The sequence below is a fragment of the Streptomyces sp. NPDC057963 genome, from assembly GCF_042887155.1.
Classification (GTDB): Bacteria; Actinomycetota; Actinomycetes; order Streptomycetales; family Streptomycetaceae; genus Streptomyces.
Map to the genome: position 1 here is coordinate 251750 of NZ_JBHVPX010000013.1, position 16015 is coordinate 267764.

At 71.2% G+C, this 16015-nt stretch carries 14 protein-coding genes; 8 read left to right on the top strand and 6 right to left on the bottom strand.

All coding sequences use genetic code 11. The features are described from left to right. Positions 1-5 precede the first annotated feature (5 nt). The 3 genes from ACFVT1_RS28685 to ACFVT1_RS28695 all read right to left on the bottom strand — a co-directional run bounded on the left by ACFVT1_RS28685 (position 6) and on the right by ACFVT1_RS28695 (position 4413). A complete protein-coding gene (locus ACFVT1_RS28685; protein ID WP_389800516.1) occupies positions 6-551 on the bottom strand; it encodes a helix-turn-helix domain-containing protein in 546 nt (181 codons plus the stop codon). 162 nt (positions 552-713) lie between these two features. Continuing rightward, complete coding sequence (locus tag ACFVT1_RS28690; protein WP_389800518.1) at positions 714-3347, bottom strand: ABC transporter permease/substrate binding protein; 2634 nt, start codon at positions 3345-3347, stop codon at positions 714-716. Next, the gene (locus ACFVT1_RS28695) at positions 3340-4413 is read right to left on the bottom strand and encodes a glycine betaine/L-proline ABC transporter ATP-binding protein (protein WP_389800520.1); all 1074 of its coding nucleotides are present in this window, start codon (positions 4411-4413) and stop codon (positions 3340-3342) included. The genes ACFVT1_RS28690 and ACFVT1_RS28695 overlap by 8 nt, the downstream gene beginning before the upstream one ends. A gap of 470 nt (positions 4414-4883) precedes the next feature. Here ACFVT1_RS28695 and ACFVT1_RS28700 point away from each other — a divergent pair, with 470 nt between their 5' ends. Together ACFVT1_RS28700 and ACFVT1_RS28705 are read left to right on the top strand one after the other, a co-directional pair. Next, positions 4884-5792: a 5'-3' exonuclease H3TH domain-containing protein gene (locus ACFVT1_RS28700; protein ID WP_389800599.1), complete on the top strand. Its 909-nt coding sequence runs from the start codon at positions 4884-4886 to the stop codon at positions 5790-5792. A gap of 73 nt (positions 5793-5865) precedes the next feature. Next, entirely contained in the window at positions 5866-6708 is an 843-nt protein-coding gene (locus tag ACFVT1_RS28705; protein ID WP_389800521.1) for a siderophore-interacting protein, read from the top strand. 76 nt (positions 6709-6784) lie between these two features. Here ACFVT1_RS28705 and ACFVT1_RS28710 read toward each other — a convergent pair whose 3' ends face one another. The 3 genes from ACFVT1_RS28710 to ACFVT1_RS28720 form a co-directional block, all read right to left on the bottom strand. Next, positions 6785-7564 (bottom strand): ABC transporter permease, encoded by a 780-nt coding sequence (locus tag ACFVT1_RS28710; RefSeq protein WP_389800523.1) that lies wholly within the window; start codon positions 7562-7564, stop codon positions 6785-6787. Beyond that, a complete protein-coding gene (locus ACFVT1_RS28715; protein ID WP_389800525.1) occupies positions 7561-8574 on the bottom strand; it encodes an ATP-binding cassette domain-containing protein in 1014 nt (337 codons plus the stop codon). Before ACFVT1_RS28715 ends, ACFVT1_RS28710 begins: the two co-directional genes overlap by 4 nt. Before the next feature lie 214 nt (positions 8575-8788). Beyond that, entirely contained in the window at positions 8789-9451 is a 663-nt protein-coding gene (locus ACFVT1_RS28720) for a PadR family transcriptional regulator (RefSeq protein WP_389800601.1), read from the bottom strand. Between the two features lie 191 nt (positions 9452-9642). On the opposite strand from ACFVT1_RS28720, the gene ACFVT1_RS28725 reads away from it, so the two are divergent. The 6 genes from ACFVT1_RS28725 (at position 9643) to ACFVT1_RS28750 (ending at position 15916) form a co-directional block, all read left to right on the top strand. Further along, positions 9643-10227, top strand: a complete 585-nt coding sequence (locus tag ACFVT1_RS28725) for a sigma-70 family RNA polymerase sigma factor (RefSeq protein WP_389800527.1) — start codon at positions 9643-9645, stop codon at positions 10225-10227. Then, positions 10224-10988 (top strand): anti-sigma factor domain-containing protein, encoded by a 765-nt coding sequence (locus tag ACFVT1_RS28730; RefSeq protein ID WP_389800529.1) that lies wholly within the window; start codon positions 10224-10226, stop codon positions 10986-10988. Before ACFVT1_RS28725 ends, ACFVT1_RS28730 begins: the two co-directional genes overlap by 4 nt. Before the next feature lie 138 nt (positions 10989-11126). Beyond that, positions 11127-12491 carry a cryptochrome/photolyase family protein gene (locus tag ACFVT1_RS28735; protein ID WP_389800531.1) on the top strand — a complete coding sequence of 455 codons (1365 nt, stop codon included), beginning with the start codon at positions 11127-11129 and terminating at the stop codon, positions 12489-12491. A gap of 161 nt (positions 12492-12652) precedes the next feature. Beyond that, on the top strand, positions 12653-14188 hold the full coding sequence (locus ACFVT1_RS28740) for a molybdopterin-dependent oxidoreductase (protein WP_389800603.1): 1536 nt from the start codon (positions 12653-12655) through the stop codon (positions 14186-14188). 188 nt (positions 14189-14376) lie between these two features. Then, positions 14377-15357 carry an ADP-ribosylglycohydrolase family protein gene (locus ACFVT1_RS28745; protein ID WP_389800533.1) on the top strand — a complete coding sequence of 327 codons (981 nt, stop codon included), beginning with the start codon at positions 14377-14379 and terminating at the stop codon, positions 15355-15357. A 115-nt stretch (positions 15358-15472) separates the two neighbouring features. Further along, positions 15473-15916, top strand: a complete 444-nt coding sequence (locus ACFVT1_RS28750) for an SPW repeat protein (protein WP_389800534.1) — start codon at positions 15473-15475, stop codon at positions 15914-15916. Positions 15917-16015: the final 99 nt, after the last annotated feature.

Consider the following 16015-nt stretch of genomic DNA (forward strand, 5'->3'; position numbering starts at 1 on the left):
CCCTCTCAGCGACGCGGGTCGAAGGTGGCGTCGATGTGCTCGGCGACCGCGACGACCAGCAGCCGCGTACCGGGCACCGTGGCCCGCCAGCGGTGCCGCACCCCGCCGGACAGGAACAGCGTGTCGCCCTGTTCCAGCCGGTACGCCTGCCCTTCGGCCTCCACTTCCGCGGCCCCCTGCGCCACGTACATCACCTCGTCGTTGCGGTGCTGGAACTCGCGCCCGAGGTCGAGCTCACCGGTGAACTCCAGCGCGCTGAGCTGATGGCGGCCGCGCACCACCCTGCGCGCCCCGTCGCCCTCGCCCGCCCGCACGACTTCGACGGCGCGTGCCGAGTCCGCCGCGGCGCGCAGCCGTGCCGTGGTGGTCTCCAGGGCTTCGGCGACCCGGTCCAGCGAGCGGGCGCTGGGCCGGGCCCGCTCGTTCTCGATCTGGCTGAGGAACGGCACGGACAGGCCGCTGCGCGTGGCGACCGCGGCCAGTGTGAGCCCCAGGGATCTGCGCTGTCGGCGGACCGCGGCGCCCACGCGGAGTGCTTCCTTCTCGTCCATGTCCGGCTCCCTCCCGGCTCGTCATCCTTCCGGCTGCCAGCACATTACGCACTCGGTTGCGCAAGGTCGGCCGGCGGATGAGCGTCTTCCGGACAGCCGGAAGGGGCGGGCCCGCCACCGGCGGTGCCCACCCCTTCCCGTGTTCCGGGCCCTGCCGAGGCCCTACTGCGGAGCCATCGTGTCCGCGATGCCCGGGTTCTTCTGCATCCAGGCCTTCACGGCCTCTTCCTCATGGCCCGCACCGAGCTTCTGGATCTGGTTCTCCAGGCCGGCGAGCTGGTCCTCGCTCAGCTTGAAGTCCTTGAACCACTTCGTCAGCTGCGGGTAGTTCCGCGGAAAGTCCTTGCTGGCGATGGTGTGCAGCCGGTCGCCGTCGCCGAAGGCCTTCTCCGGGTCCTTCAGCTTGGTCATGCCGAACTCGTTGTACGCCCAGTGCGGCGTCCAGAGCAGCACCGCGATGGGCTCCTTCTTGGCGTACGCCCGCTTCAGCTCGGCCAGCATGCCGGGCGTCGAGGAGTCGACGACCTTGTACTCCTTGTCCAGGCCGTACGTCGGCAGCACGTTCTTCTTGAGGTTCTCCATCGTGGCGGTGCCCGGCTCGATGCCGACGATCCGGCCCTTGAACCGCGACGACTTGCCCTTGAGGTCGGCGAGGGACGTGACGTCCTTCACGTACGAGGGCACCGCGACCTCGATGGACGTCGGGCCGTACCACGAACCGATGTCGGTCAGCCGGGAGCCGTACTTGTCCCAGTAGTTCTTCTGGGTGTACGGCAGCCAGCCGTCGAACTGCACATCGATCTGGCCGCGGGACATCGCGGTGTACATGGGGCCGACCTCGAACTGCTTGAGGTTGACCTTGTAGCCGCGCTGCTCCAGGACCGCCTTCCACAGGTACGTGGCGGCGATGTCCTCCTCCCACGGGAACCAGGCCATCTCGACGGCGCGGTCCCGCTCGTCCTTGCCGCCCGCGCCCTTGGACGCGGGGGCCCCGGCGACGGGCGTCCACTGATCGGCGACGCCCGGGTTGGCCTTCAGCCAGGTGCGGACGGCCTTCTGCTCGTTGCCGGAGCCGGACTTCTGGATCTCGGCCTCAAGGCCGGTGAGCTGGTCCTCGCTCATCTTGAAGTTCTTGAGCCAGCTGCCGACCTCGGGGTTGTCGGCGGAGAAACCCTTGCGGGCCAGGGTGTGGATGCCGTCGCCCTTGCCCCAGAGGTCCTTCGGGTCCTTGAGCTTGGTCAGTTCGAACTGGTTGTACGCCCAGTGCGGCGACCAGAGCGGGACGACGATCGGTTCCTTCTTGGCGTACGCCCGCTTCAGCTCCGCCAGCATCGACGGCGTGGATCCGTCGACGACCTTGTACTCCTTGTCCAGGCCGTAGCCCGGCAGGATCTTGTCCTTGAGCAGGCCCATCTCGCCGGCGCTCGGCTCGATGCCGACGATCCGGCCCTTGAACTGCGAGGACCTGCCCTTGAGGTCGTCCAGGGTCCGGACGTCCTTCACGTAGGAGGGGACGGCCAGTTCCAGCGAGGTGGGGCCGTACCAGGAGCCCATGTCCTCCAGGCGGTCCTGGTACTTCTTCCAGTAGCTGGCGTGGGTGACCGGGAGCCAGGAGTCGGTCTCGAAGTCGATCTGGCCGTTGGCCATACCGGTGTAGAGCGCACCGGCCTCGTACTGCTTGACGTCGACCTCGAAGCCGCGCCGCTCCAGCATCTCCTTCCAGAGGAAGGTGGAGGCGATGCCCTCGTCCCACGGGATGTATCCCATGCTGATCTTCTTGCCCGCGCCGATGTCCGAGGCACCGGCGGTGGTGGCCTTGTCCGCGTCGGAGGAGCCGAAGAGGCCCATGCCGCCCGCGACGAGCGCGAGGACGACGACGCCGACGACCGCGACGACGGGCTGCGGCCGGTGGCTCCAGATCTTCAGCCCGCCGGACATCGACTGCGCCCTGGCGAGCGCGCGGCGGGCGAGCGGGGAGACCTCGCGGCCGAGCGCGCCGGTCATGCGGTCCAGGTACATCGCCACGATGACGATGGAGATGCCCGCCTCGAAGCCGAGGCCGACGTCGACGTTGCCGATGGCGCGGTAGACGGCGCCGCCGAGGCCGCCGCCGCCGACCATGCCGGCGATGACCACCATGGACAGGCCCAGCATGATGACCTGGTTGATGCCCGCCATGATCGTGGGCAGGGCGAGCGGCAGCTGCACCCGCAGCAGGGTGTTGCGCCGGGTGGTGCCGAAGGCCTCGGCCGCCTCCACGAGCTCGCTGTCGACCTGGCGGATGCCGAGCTCGGTCATCCGGACGCCCGGGGGCAGCGAGAAGATGATGGTGGCGATGATGCCGGGCACCACGCCGACGCCGAAGAAGATGACGCCGGGGATCAGATACACCATGGCGGGCATGGTCTGCATGAAGTCCAGGACCGGCCGGGTCACCGCGCTGACCGCCTTGGAACGGGACGCCCAGATGCCCAGCGGTACGGCCAGCACCAACGCGATGATGGTGGCGACGAGCACCAGCGTGAGGGTGTCCATCGCTTCGTCCCACAGCTCGACGGAGTCGACGACCGCGAAGCCGACGAAGGCGAGCACCCCCGCGAGCAGACCCCGCAGCCACCAGGCGATGACGGCGACGATGCCCGCGAAGAGCAGCGGTGCGGGGGCGGAGAGCACGGCGGCTATGCCGTCGAACATGCCGCTGACGATCGAGCTGATCGCGTCGAACAGCCAGGACAGGTGGGTCTGCAGCCAGTCGACCGCGGAGTCGACCCAGTCACCGAGAGGCAGCCTAAACACTGGCCACCTTCTTCGTGCCGGCCGCTCCGGGCCTGACGCCCTGCGGGGCCTCGGTGGGAGTCATCGGCTCGCCGAGGACGGCGAGCAGCCGGGCGCGCGGCACTACGCCGACCAGCTTCCCCTTGGCGTCGGTCACGGCGACCGCGACTCCGCTCCGCGAACAGGGCGTGAAGAGCTCGATGATCGGCGTGGATTCGGTGACGGTGGCCGGAGCCGCCCGGAGGACGTCGGCGGCGTTGCGCAGTTCCTCGCCGTCGTCCGTGGTGGTGCCCATGACGGTGTGCGGCTCGGCCATGATGGCGCCCGCGGTCAGCACCCGGGTGCGGTCGACGTCCTGGGTGAACGAGGCGACGTAGTCGTTGGCCGGGGTGACGAGGATGTCCTCGGCGGTGCCGAGCTGGACGATTCTCCCGTCGCGCATCACGGCGATGCGGTCGCCGAGGCGCATGGCCTCGTTGAGGTCGTGGGTGATGAAGACGATGGTCTTCTTCAGACGCTTCTGCAGTTCGAGCAGCTGGTCCTGCATGTCGCGGCGGATCAGCGGGTCGAGCGCGCTGAAGGACTCGTCCATCAGCAGCAGGTCGGCGTCGGTGGCCAGCGCGCGGGCCAGGCCGACGCGCTGCTGCATGCCGCCGGAGAGCTCGTCGGGCCAGGACTTCTCCCAGCCGGCGAGGCCGGTCAGCTCCAGCGCCTCGGCGGCGCGCTTCTCGCGCTCGGCGCGCGGCACACCCTGCACCTCCAGGCCGTACGCGGCGTTCTCCAGCACGTTCCGGTGGGGGAAGAGCGCGAAGTGCTGGAACACCATGCTGATCTTGGAGGACCGGACGTGGCGCAGCTCGGCGGGGCTCAGGGCGGTCAGGTCCTGGCCGTCGAACAGCACGCGTCCGGCTGTGGGCTCCAGAAGTCCGTTGAGCATGCGCAGCAGCGTGGACTTTCCGGACCCGGACAGACCCATCACGACGAAGATCTGTCCCGGTTCCACGGTGAACGAGGCGTCGATCACCGCTGCGGTCGTTCCGTCGGCGCGCAGCTCGTCGCGGTCGGCGCCGCCTTCGAGCTTCTGCACGGCTTGATCGGGTCGTCTGCCGAACACTTTGTACAAGTGCTCGGCTTGCAGCCTTGACACATACACCTCGCGCGTTGAACCGAAAACGGTCTGCCACCCCCTCCGGCAGACCGTGGAGCGACGCGGGTTCGGCCCGCATGGCACGTGCACTAGTTGAAATTGCTACGTGATCTGCTCCGGCTGCGCGCCTGCCCTCACTTACACGAGCCAAACACAAGAGTGATCCAGGTCACATATGAGCGGAGCCCTCGGCGCCGGCCGTTCGGCGCGCGCATCCGCCGCGGCCGACGCCGGTGAGGCGTCTCAGCGGGCGTCGGCAGAGCGCCGCGGCCGGCGCCGGTGAGGCCGGCCCGGCGGGCATCGCCGCGGTGCGACGGCCGGTGTCGCTGCGGTGCGACGGCCGGTGTCGGTGAGGTGCCACGGCCGGTGTCAGTGGGGTGCGGCATCATCGGGGTGTGACGCGACGCCTGATGCTCCTCGACACCGCCTCCCTCTACTACCGCGCCTACTTCGGGGTCCCCGATTCGGTGCGCGCCCCCGACGGGACACCGGTCAACGCCGTGCGCGGGCTGCTCGACTTCATCGCGCGCCTGGTGCAGGACCACCACCCGGACGACCTGGTCGCCTGCATGGACGCGGACTGGCGCCCGCACTGGCGGGTGGAGCTGATCCCTTCGTACAAGGCGCACCGGGTCGCGGTGGAGACCGGTGAGGGGCTGCCCGACGAGGAGGAGACGCCCGACACCCTGGCCCCGCAGGTACCGGTCATCGAGGACGTGCTCGACGCGCTCGGCATCGCCAGGGTCGGCGTCGCGGGCTACGAGGCCGACGACGTGATCGGCACGCTCACCGGCCTGGCCACCGGCCCCGTGGACATCGTCACCGGCGACCGGGATCTCTACCAGCTGGTCGACGACGCCCGCGGGGTCCGGGTGCTCTACCCGCTGAAGGGGGTCGGCTCGCTCCAGCTGACCGACGAGGCGTGGCTGCGGGAGAAGTACGGGGTGGACGGCTCCGGCTACGCCGATCTGGCCCTGCTGCGCGGCGATCCGAGCGACGGACTGCCCGGCGTCCCGGGCATCGGCGAGAAGACGGCCGCGAAGCTGCTGGACGCCTTCGGTGATCTGGCCGGAATCATGGCCGCCGTCGACGATCCGGCCGCCGCACTGACGCCCTCGCAGCGCAAGCGGCTCGACGGGGCGCGGGACTACGTGGCCGTCGCGCCGAAGGTGGTCCGCGTCGCCGGTGACGTACCCCTGCCGGGGTTCGACCCCGCGCTGCCCTCCGAGCCGCGCGACCCCGTCGCACTCGAAGCCCTCGCGAAGCAGTGGGGGCTGGGCGGTGCGCTGCAACGGCTGCTCTCCGCGCTGCGCGCTTGACTCCGGCCCTCCCCAGCGCCCGGCCGAGATGCTAACTTAGGTAAGCCTAAGCAATCGGAGCAGGGAGAACCTCGTGGCAGAACGACCGGCACGGCAGGCACCGAAGGCGCAGGGAGCCCACGTCCTGCGCACCGAGCAGATCACTCCGCACATGGTCCGCGTGGTGCTCGGCGGTGACGGTCTCGCCGACTTCGGGCTCGCCGGGTTCACCGACCATTACGTCAAGCTCTGCTTCGCCCCCGAGGGCGCCGACTACGCGCACCCGTTCGACATGGCACGCATCCGCGAGGAGCGGCCCCGGGAGCTGTGGCCCACCACCCGGACGTACACGGTGCGTTCCTGGGATCCGGTCGCCCGGGAGCTGGCCATCGACTTCGTGGTCCACGGCGACGAGGGCCTCGCAGGCCCCTGGGCCCTGCGGGCGGCCCCGGGCGATCAGGTGACGTTCCTCGGCCCGGGCGGGGGCTACGGCCCGGACGCCTCGGCGGACTGGCACCTGCTGGCCGGCGACGAGAGCGCCCTGCCCGCCATCGCGGCGGCCCTGGAGCAGATGCCGGCGGGCGCGGTGGTGCACGCGTTCGTCGAGGTGGCGGACGCGGCGGAGGAGCAGAAGATCGTGACGCCCGACGGCGTCGAGGTGACCTGGCTGCACCGCGGGGAGCGCCCGGTCGGCGAGGCGCTGACCGCCGCGGTGAAGGAGCTGGAGTTCCCGGCGGGCGAGGTCCGGGCGTTCGTCCACGGCGAGGCGGGCTTCGTGAAGGAGATCCGCCGCCACCTGCGCCTGGACCGCGAGATCCCGCTCCCCCAGCTGTCGATCTCGGGCTACTGGCGGCTCGGCCAGAACGACGACGCCTGGCGCTCGGCCAAGCGCGAGTGGAACGCCCAGGTGGAGCGCGAGCAGGAGAAGGCCGCGTAGCACCGGCCCGCCTCCGTACACCGGCGCTTCCGTACGCCCCCGGCCCGGCCGGGGGCGTACGCGTACGGGCCGGAGGTCAGACGGACTTCTGGTACGAGCGGAACGTACGGGTCGACAGCCAGACCGCCGCCACCGCGAGGACCAGCAGCGCTCCCCCGCGACTGAGCACGAGCCCCCGTGCGGGATCGGCGGTCAGCGCCGAACGGCCCGCCACCATCGCCCAGTTGACCGGATTGAAGTCGGCGATGTGCCGCATCCAGGACGGCATCTGACTCGGCGCCATGAAGGAGGAGGAGAGGAAGGTCAGCGGCAGCAGCAGAAAGGTGTTGATCCCGATGATCGACTCGCGCCGGCGGACCAGCATGCCGAGGGCGTTGGAGAGCGCGCCGAAGACCGTACCGAGCAGGACCGACGCGACGACCAGGATCAGCAGCCCGGTCGCACCGCCGGGGTAGTCGGCCCCGGCGGCCCGGCCGAGCAGCACGATGACGACGGACTGCACGGCGGTGCTGATGCCGTTCTGCACGACGTTGGCGTTCATCAGCGCGTTGCGGCTGACCGGTGTCGTGAGGAAGCGGTTGAGCGTGCCGCGCTCGATCTCCTCCAGGGTGCCCATACCGGCCCACATGCTCGATCCGAGGGCGCTCATCACCACGATGCCGGGGATCAGGTAGTCCAGATAGGACGTGGTGCCGAAGCCGCCGAGCTCGACGACCTTCTTGAAGAGGTTGCCGAACAGGAACAGCCAGATGACCGGCTGGACCAGGGAGATGACCAGGAAGACCGGCTGGCGGAGGATCTCCATGAGGTGACGCTGAGTCATATACCAGGTCTGGGCGAGTACTTGGCGGCTCATCGGGTGCCTCCCGCGGGGGCGAGGGCAGAAGGTCGCCGGGCGTCCGCGGCTTCCGCCTCGGAGAAACGGCGTCCGGCATGGCGCAGATACACGTCGTCGAGGGAGGGGCGGGCCACCGTGGCGGAGGCAACCGCCGCACCGGCCCGGTCCAGGGCGGCGAGCAGGACGGGGACGGCAGCGGCGCCGTCCTCGGCGCGCACGCTCACCCGTCGGCCGTCGACCAGCACCTCGTGCACTCCCGGCAGTCCGGTGAGCACGGTGTCGACCGCCCTCGCGTCGCCGTCGGCACGCAGCTCCATGTGGACGGCGTCGCCCCGGAGTTCACCCTTGAGGCCGTCGGGAGCGCCCTCGACGACGATCCGGCCGCGGTCGACGATCGCGATGCGTTCGGCGAGCCGGTCGGCCTCCTCCAGATAGTGCGTCGTGAGGACGATCGTCAGCCCCTCGTCGCCGGCCAGCCGGGAGATCTCGCCCCACATGGCCGTGCGGGCTTCGGGGTCGAGGCCGGTGGTGGGTTCGTCCAGGAAGAGCACCTCGGGGCGGTGGACGAGGCCGAGCGCCACGTCGAGACGTCGCTGCATTCCGCCGGAGTACCCCTTGACCGGGCGCTTCCCGGCGTCGGCGAGATCGAAGCGGTCCAGCAGCTCGTCGGCCCGGCGCCGGACGGCGGCGCCCCGCATTCCGTACAGCCTGCCCTGGAGCAGGAGGTTCTCGCGGCCGGTGGCGACCGGGTCGGCGCCGGACTTCTGGGCGACGACGCCGATCGCGCGGCGGACCCGGTCGGGATGGCGCAGGACGTCGTGTCCGGCGACGCTCGCGGTGCCCGAGTCGGGGCGGGCCAGAGTGGTGAGGATCTTGACGGTGGTGGACTTTCCGGCGCCGTTGGAGCCGAGGAGTCCGAAGACCGTACCGGCGTCGACGTCGAGGTCCATGCCGCGCAGCGCGGTGACGTCGCCGGGGTAGGTCTTGATCAGTTGTCGCGCCGTCACTGCGGGCGCACGGGTGCTCATGGCAGAGCTCTCCTGTGGTCGGCGGGGTGCTCGGGTACACCGAGCACGCGTGCATGCCGAGCCGATCCGCGTGAAGAGCGCCGGGCTATCCTGGGTGTGCCGCACCTCGATCGCCCGGCTCGCCTTCACGGCATGACCGGTCCGGGGTTCGAGACCCCGGCGGTCGCTGCTCCAACAGCTCCCGCCGGGGTCCTGCTCTCTCTTCGGTCCTGTGCTACGCCTTCCGCTCCGGGTTCAGGACGATTTCCTGCTCGTCCAAGTCCTGCCAGTCCTGCGGGACTTCACCGGTTTCATGGAAGGACTTCCACTCCTCGATGCCGCCGATCGTGGCGTCGGCGAGTTCCCTGTGGAAGCTCTTGATCCACTCCAGCTGTGCGTCGATCATGTGGAGCTGGTATTCGGTCTCGACGACGAAGATGCGGGGGAGCCTTCCCCCCAACTGGCCGAGGACCCCCCGCAGCGCCGCGGCCTGGACCTCCAGGGCCGCCTTCCGGGTCTCCATCAGCTCCGCCACTTCCTCCGGCGGCAGCACCGGCAGAAGCGAGAGCGCCGTCTCGAAGACCGGGTACTCGGCGGCCGGAACGGCGAGCAGATCGGAGAGCCAGTCGACCATCTCCGCCCGCCCGGCCTCCGTGATGCCGTAGAGCGTGCGCTCGGGGCGGTTGCCCTGCCGCTGCACGCCCGCGACCTCGACGTAACCGTGCTTCTCCAGGTTCTGGACGACGGTGTACAGCGAACCGAAATTGATCTTGACGCTGTATTCCTTGCCGCGCCTGCGAAGCGTCTGGGCGATCTCGTACGGATGCATGGAACGCTCGGCGAGCAGCACCATGACCGTCAGCGCCAGCGGATTGGTGAGCTTGCGCCGCTTCGCCATCGCCTTCGCCACCCTTCGACCTCGCCACCGAATACTCGTGGGCGAACATATCGCGTTCACCCGGACGCGTCAACCGCGATGTATCGCGTAATTCGTGGGGCATGGAAATATCTGGCGCACCGACCAATCCGTACCGCCGTCGAGTCCGGATCACTTCGGAGGACCGATGCGCGATCAGGAAGGAAGCCCGCGTGAAGGAAGCCGTGCACATCAGCCGAGCCCCCTCGGCGGGGCCCGATCTCCAGGAGCTTCTGAGGATGGTCGCCCGGGGCGACCAGGACGCCTTCACCAAGGTGTACGACACGGTCAGCGGGCCTGTCCTCGGGCTGGTGCGGAGCGTGCTGCGCGATCCCGCCCAGTCGGAGGAGGTCGCGCAGGAGGTACTGGTCGAGGTGTGGCGGACCGCCCCCCGCTTCCGGGCTGACCGCGGCAGCGCGATGAACTGGGTGCTGACACTGGCCCATCGCCGCGCCGTGGACCGGGTGCGTTCGGCCGAGGCGTCCGCGGCGCGTGAGCACAGCGCGGCGCTGCTGGACCGTACGCCCGCGTTCGACGAGGTCACCGAGCAGGTCGAGAGCCGGCTGGAACGCGAACAGGTCCGCCGCTGCATGCGGACGCTCTCCGAGCTGCAACGGCAGTCCGTCGACCTCGCCTACTACCGGGGTCTGACGTATCGCGAGGTGTCGGAGCTGCTCTCCGTACCGCTCGGGACGGTCAAGACACGGCTGCGCGACGGACTGATCCGGCTGCGCGACTGCCTCGGGGTGGGCGCGTGAGCAACGCCGGACTGCACACGCTGACCGGGGCCTACGCCCTGCACGCCCTGCCGGAGGCCGAGCGGCGGGACTTCGAACGGCATCTCGGCGACTGCGCGGCCTGCGCCGTGGAGGTGCGCGAGCTGTCGGAGACCGCCACCCGGCTCGGACTCGCGGTGGCGGGGGCCCCGCCGCGCGCGCTGCGCGACCGGGTGCTGTGGGAGATCACGACCGTGCGTCAGGAGTCCCCGGCGCACGGCCGGCCGTCCCGCGCCGGGAGCGGCACGGGACGGACCGGCCGGTGGCCGGGATTCGCCCTCGCGGCGTGTCTGGCGGCCGCGGCGGGCTTCGGCGGCATCGCCGTGTGGCAGAACCAGGAGGCCCGGACCGCCCGGCAGGACGCCCGCGCAGCACAACGGCAGAACGCGGAGCTGGCCCAGGTCCTGGCGGCACCCGACGCCCGTGCCGGATCGCGCACGCTCGGGAACGGGGCGAAGGGCACCGTGGTCGTTTCGAAGCAGGAGGACCGCGCCGTCTTCCTGGCGTCGGGGATGCGGGAACCGCCCGGCGGCAAGGTGTACCAGCTGTGGTTCGACGACGGCGGCACCATGCGCTCCGCGGGCGTCATAGCGGCGGCGGACACCTCGCCGGCGCCGCACGCGACGCTGCTGGACGGTCCCGTCGGCAGCGCCACCGGCGTAGGCATCACCATGGAACCGGCCGGCGGATCCGCACAGCCGACGTCCGCCCCGATGGCCCTGCTGGACTTCCCGGGCGCCTGACCCAACCCGCCCCGGCCCGAGCGCCTGACCCAACCCGTCCCGGCCCGAGCACCTTCCGGGCCCCCCGCCCCCACGCCCGACCCGACCTCCCGTCCCCGGCCCGGCCACCGCCCCGCGCGGCCCGAAAGGTTCTCGACCATGACCGTTTCGGTGGCACTGTTCACCTCCGACCTACGGCTGCACGACAGCCCCGTGCTGCATTCCGCGGTGCGCGACGCGGACCACGTCGTCCCCCTGTTTGTACGGGACACCGGCATCCGCCGAACCGGGTTCGAGGCGCCCAACCGGCAGGCGTTCCTCGCCGACTGCCTGGCCGATCTGGACGCGCAGCTGCGCCGGCGCGGCGGCCGGCTGGTGGTCCGCGACGAGGAGGTCGTGGCCGGTGCCCGCGCCGTGGTCGCGGAGACCGGCGCGCACAGCCTGCACATCGCGGGCGGAGTGAGCGGGTACGCGCTGCGCCGTGAGGAGCGCCTGCGCTCGGCCCTGGCAGCCGTCGGCTGCACCCTGCATGTCCATGACGCCGTTGTCACCGCGCTCGCACCGGGCGCGGTCGTCCCCTCGGGCCGTGATCACTACGCGGTGTTCACCCCCTATTTCCGCCGCTGGGAGGCGGCGGGGGTGAGGGGCACGCTCGCCGCTCCGCGCGCGGTGCGGCTGCCGCCGGGTGTGGCGTCCGGGCCGCTGCCGCGTCGGGAGGAGGTGGCCGGGACCTCCCCCGGGCTCGCCGCGGGCGGCGAGAGCGCCGGACGCCGACTGCTGTCGGCGTGGCTGGACGGTCCCCTGGCCGACTACGGGAACTCCCACGACGACCTGGCCGGTGACGCGACGTCCAGACTCTCCCCGTACCTCCACTTCGGCTGCCTCTCGGCGGCCGAAGTGATCCACCGGGCGCGGCGCGAGGGGACGCCCGGCGCCGACGCGTTCGTCCGCCAGCTGGCGTGGCGGGACTTCCATCACCAGGTGCTCGCCGCCAGGCCGGACGCCGCCTGGGACGACTACCGTCCGCGCCGGGACCGCTGGCGGACCGACGAGGACGAGGCCGAGGCGTGGCGCGCGGGGCGCACCGGCTATCCGCTGGTCGACGCGGCGATGCGGCAGCTGGCGCACGAGGGCTGGATGCACAACCGGGGCCGGATGGTGGTGGCGAGCTTCCTCACCAAGACGCTGTACGTGGACTGGCGGGTGGGCGCCCGGCACTTCCTGAATCTGCTGGTGGACGGCGACCTGGCGAACAACCAGCTCAACTGGCAGTGGATGGCGGGTACCGGGACCGACACCCGGCCCAACCGGGTCCTGAATCCGGTGGTCCAGGGCAGGAGATTCGATCCGCGGGGCGACTACGTGCGCCGCTGGGTTCCCGAACTGGCCGGCCTGGAGGGCCGCGCCGTCCACGAGCCGTGGACGCTTCCCGGCCCGGAACGGGCCGGGCTGGACTACCCGGAGCCGCTCGTGGATCTCACCGAGGCCCGTGCCCGTTTCGAGCGGGCCCGGAGTCTCGGCTGACCGGAGGCGGCATGGATCCGATCGGGTGACGGACCAATCCTCGGGCCGCCCGGCAACGAATCCCCCGTGTGACGAAAGACCGGAACGACTCGCACCGGCCCGGAGCCTCCCCGGCCCGGCGGTCCCGCCGGACACGCGCCGCTCTCGCCGCGCTCGGCGGTCTGATCGCCGGATTCTGCGCCCTCGCCGTGGCCGAACTGGCGGCGGCGGTCGTACGTCCCGAGGCGGGCCCGGTCGCGGCGGTGGGGAGCGCGGTCGTCGACCGCACTCCCTCGGCCGTGAGGGACTTCGCCGTACGGAACTTCGGCACGGACGACAAACGGGTGCTCCAGCTCGGGATCCTGGTTCTCCTGGCCCTCTTCGCCCTGGGGATCGGAATGCTGGCGTTGCGGCACCGGCGGCTCGGTTCCGCCGCCGTCCTGGTCTTCGGTCTGGTCGGGGCGGTGTCGGCGGTGGGGCGTCCGGAAGGCGCACCGGCCGACGCGCTGCCTTCCGTGGTGGGTGCCGCCGTGGCCGCCGGCGCGCTGTACCTCCTGGTCGGACGGCTCACACCGGCTCACCGCCCCTCTCCCGCGGCCGGAGAGGGGAACGGCGAGCCGTACGGCGCCTTCGACCGCCGCGGTTTCGTGGTCGCGGCGACGGCGACGGCGGCGGTCTCGGCGGGCGCGGGTTTCCTGGGACGGCGGCTCACGTCCTCCGTCCAGGCCGGGGCCACCGCCTCGCGGCACGACCTGATCCTCCCTGCGCCCCGGTCCGCCGCACCGGCCGTCCCGGCGGGCGCCGATCTGAGGATCCGGGGTCTGAGCCCCTTCATCACCCCGAACAAGGACTTCTACCGGGTGGACACGGCTCTGGTCGTGCCACGCGTCGATGCCGGCGCGTGGCGGCTGAGGATCCACGGCAAGGGAGTGGCGCGGCCCGTCACCGTCGGCCTCCACGACCTGCTGCGCAGGGAGGTGGTCGAGCGCGACATCACGCTGGCCTGCGTGTCCAACGAGGTCGGTGGCCCTTACGTCGGCAACGCCAGATGGCTCGGTGTGCGGCTGGCGGATCTGTTGCGCGAGGCCGGAGTACGCCCTCCGTCGAAGGGCGGCCCCGCCGACCAGATCGTGGCGCGTTCCGTCGACGGCATGACGATCGGCACCCCGGTCGAGGCGGTCATGGACGGGCGCGACGCGATGCTCGCTTTCGGCATGAACGGCGAGCCGCTGCCCTTCGAGCACGGTTTCCCGGTCCGGATGGTCGTTCCCGGCCTGTACGGATACGTGTCGGCCTGCAAGTGGATCAAGGACATCGAGCTCACCACGTTCGATGCGTACGACGCCTACTGGGTCGAGCGGTCCTGGTCCCAGCAGGCGCCGGTCAAGACCGAGTCGCGGATCGACACGCCCCGTCCGTTCGCCTCGCCGAAGGCCGGCACCGTACCGGTGGCCGGGGTGGCCTGGGCCCAGCACCGCGGCATCTCCCGCGTCGAGGTCCGGGTGAACGGCGGAGAGTGGCACACGGCCCGGCTGGCCGCCGCTGACACCCGGGACACCTGGCGCCAGTGGGTGTGGGAGTGGCCCGCCACGTCCGGCGACCACACCCTTGAGGTCCGCGCCACCGACGGAACCGGCGCCACCCAGACCGGCGTTCGCGTCGGCACCGTGCCCGACGGTGCGACCGGCTGGCACTCGGTGGCGGTCCACGTGCCCTGAACCGGGCCTCCCCGACCGCGCCACCCGCTCCGCAGACCGCTCCACGGCCCGCCCCACGGAGCACGCATCACCCAACCCGCATGCCATCACTCCGAGTGATCGATTCAGCACCTTCCAGGGACGGGAGAACACCATGACGACGGTGAACCGCTTGTGCGGAAGGCGAACGCCCTTCGTACACTGCCCGGATGAAGCATCCGGGCAGCGCGGACCGGCGGGACCGGGTGGCGGGGGCCGTCGTCGGATCAGCGGTCGGTGACGCGCTGGGGGCGCCGTTCGAGTTCGGCCCCGCCGGTGTGTACACGACCCGCTTCCCGGACGGCGTCGGCACCATGTGCGGGGGCGGCGGCTGGGATCCGGGCGAGGCCACGGACGACACCCAGATGGCGGTTCTGGTCGCGGAATCCCTGCTGGAGCGGGGCGGCCTCGACCTCCCCGACCTGTTCGGCCGGTTTCGCCGATGGGCGGCGGGCGGACCGAAGGACATCGGGCTGCAGACCGAGGACGTACTGACGAGCGGTGAGCCCTGGGACCTCGCGGCGGCGCTGCACTTCCAGGTCAGCGGGCGCGCGGCGGGCAACGGTTCACTGATGCGCGCCGCCACGCCGGCCGTGTACTTCGCGCGGGCGGGCCGGGAGGCGACGATGGGCGCCGCCCGCCGCATCGCCGCGCTGACGCATGGCGACCGGGCCGCCTGGGAGGGCACCGCCGTGCTGCACGAGCTGCTCCGGGTGGCGCTGGACGGCGGCGATCCGCTCGCCGCCGTGGCGGGCGTCCTGGGCCTCGTGCACGAAGATCACCGCGCGCGCTGGGCCGCCGTCCTCGCACCCGACTGGCATCCGGATTCCGCCACGGAGTTCAACGGTGCGGTGTGGCCGTGCCTGGGCACCGCCCTGTGGGCGCTGCGGACCACACGTACGTACGAGGACGCACTGGCCGCGGCGGTGGACGCGGGCGGGGACACCGACACGGTCGCGGCGGTGACCGGCGGCCTGGCCGGGGCGGTGTACGGCTGCGGCGCCATTCCGGCGCGCTGGACGGATCCCCTGCACGTGCCGCTGCCGGGATACGGGAACCGCGTGCTGCGGACGCCCTGCCTGGTGGCCCTGGCCGAGCGGCTGGACAGCGCCTCGCGCGCGGCGGTCCCCCGCACCCTTCATTCGCCCTGAGGATATTGATCCACCCTAAAACTCCACATAAGGGTGATATAAGCGCACAATGACATTGAGGCCGCTCCTCATGCGAAGCGGCGCCAGGTCTGCAGGAGCGAAGGAGACGAACCCCATGTCAAACCTCTCGCACACCGGCCGTGACATGGCCAGTCACCCCGATGTTTCCGAAATGCGCGACCGCTACGACCGAATGCTCGGGGGCCGTGACGTGGCCCTCGTGGACGCACCGGTCTTCCTGGTCGGTCTCTACTGCGCCATCTCGCCCTGGGTGCTCCACTTCACGACGAGCCAGCCCACCCTCGTGGCGCACAACCTGATCATGGGTATCGCCATCGCCGCGCTGGGTCTCGGGTTCACCGTCATGCCGCAGCGGATGTACGGCCTGAGCTGGGCCATCTGCGCCATGGGTGCCTGGATGATCATCTCGACGTGGGTCGTCGGCAGCAGCCCGAGCCTCGGCGTCATCCTCAACAACGTCATCATCGGCGGACTGACCCTGCTGCTGGGGCTGGTCTGCGCGGCCGTGTCGATGAAGAGCGGCAAGCGCTCGGCCTGAGACACACCGCCCGATACAGGGACCGTCGGGCGGCCCCCGCGGGGCGGGGCGGGCGCCCGGGGGGGGGGGGGGGGGGCCGCCCGACCCCCAGCGGGGGCC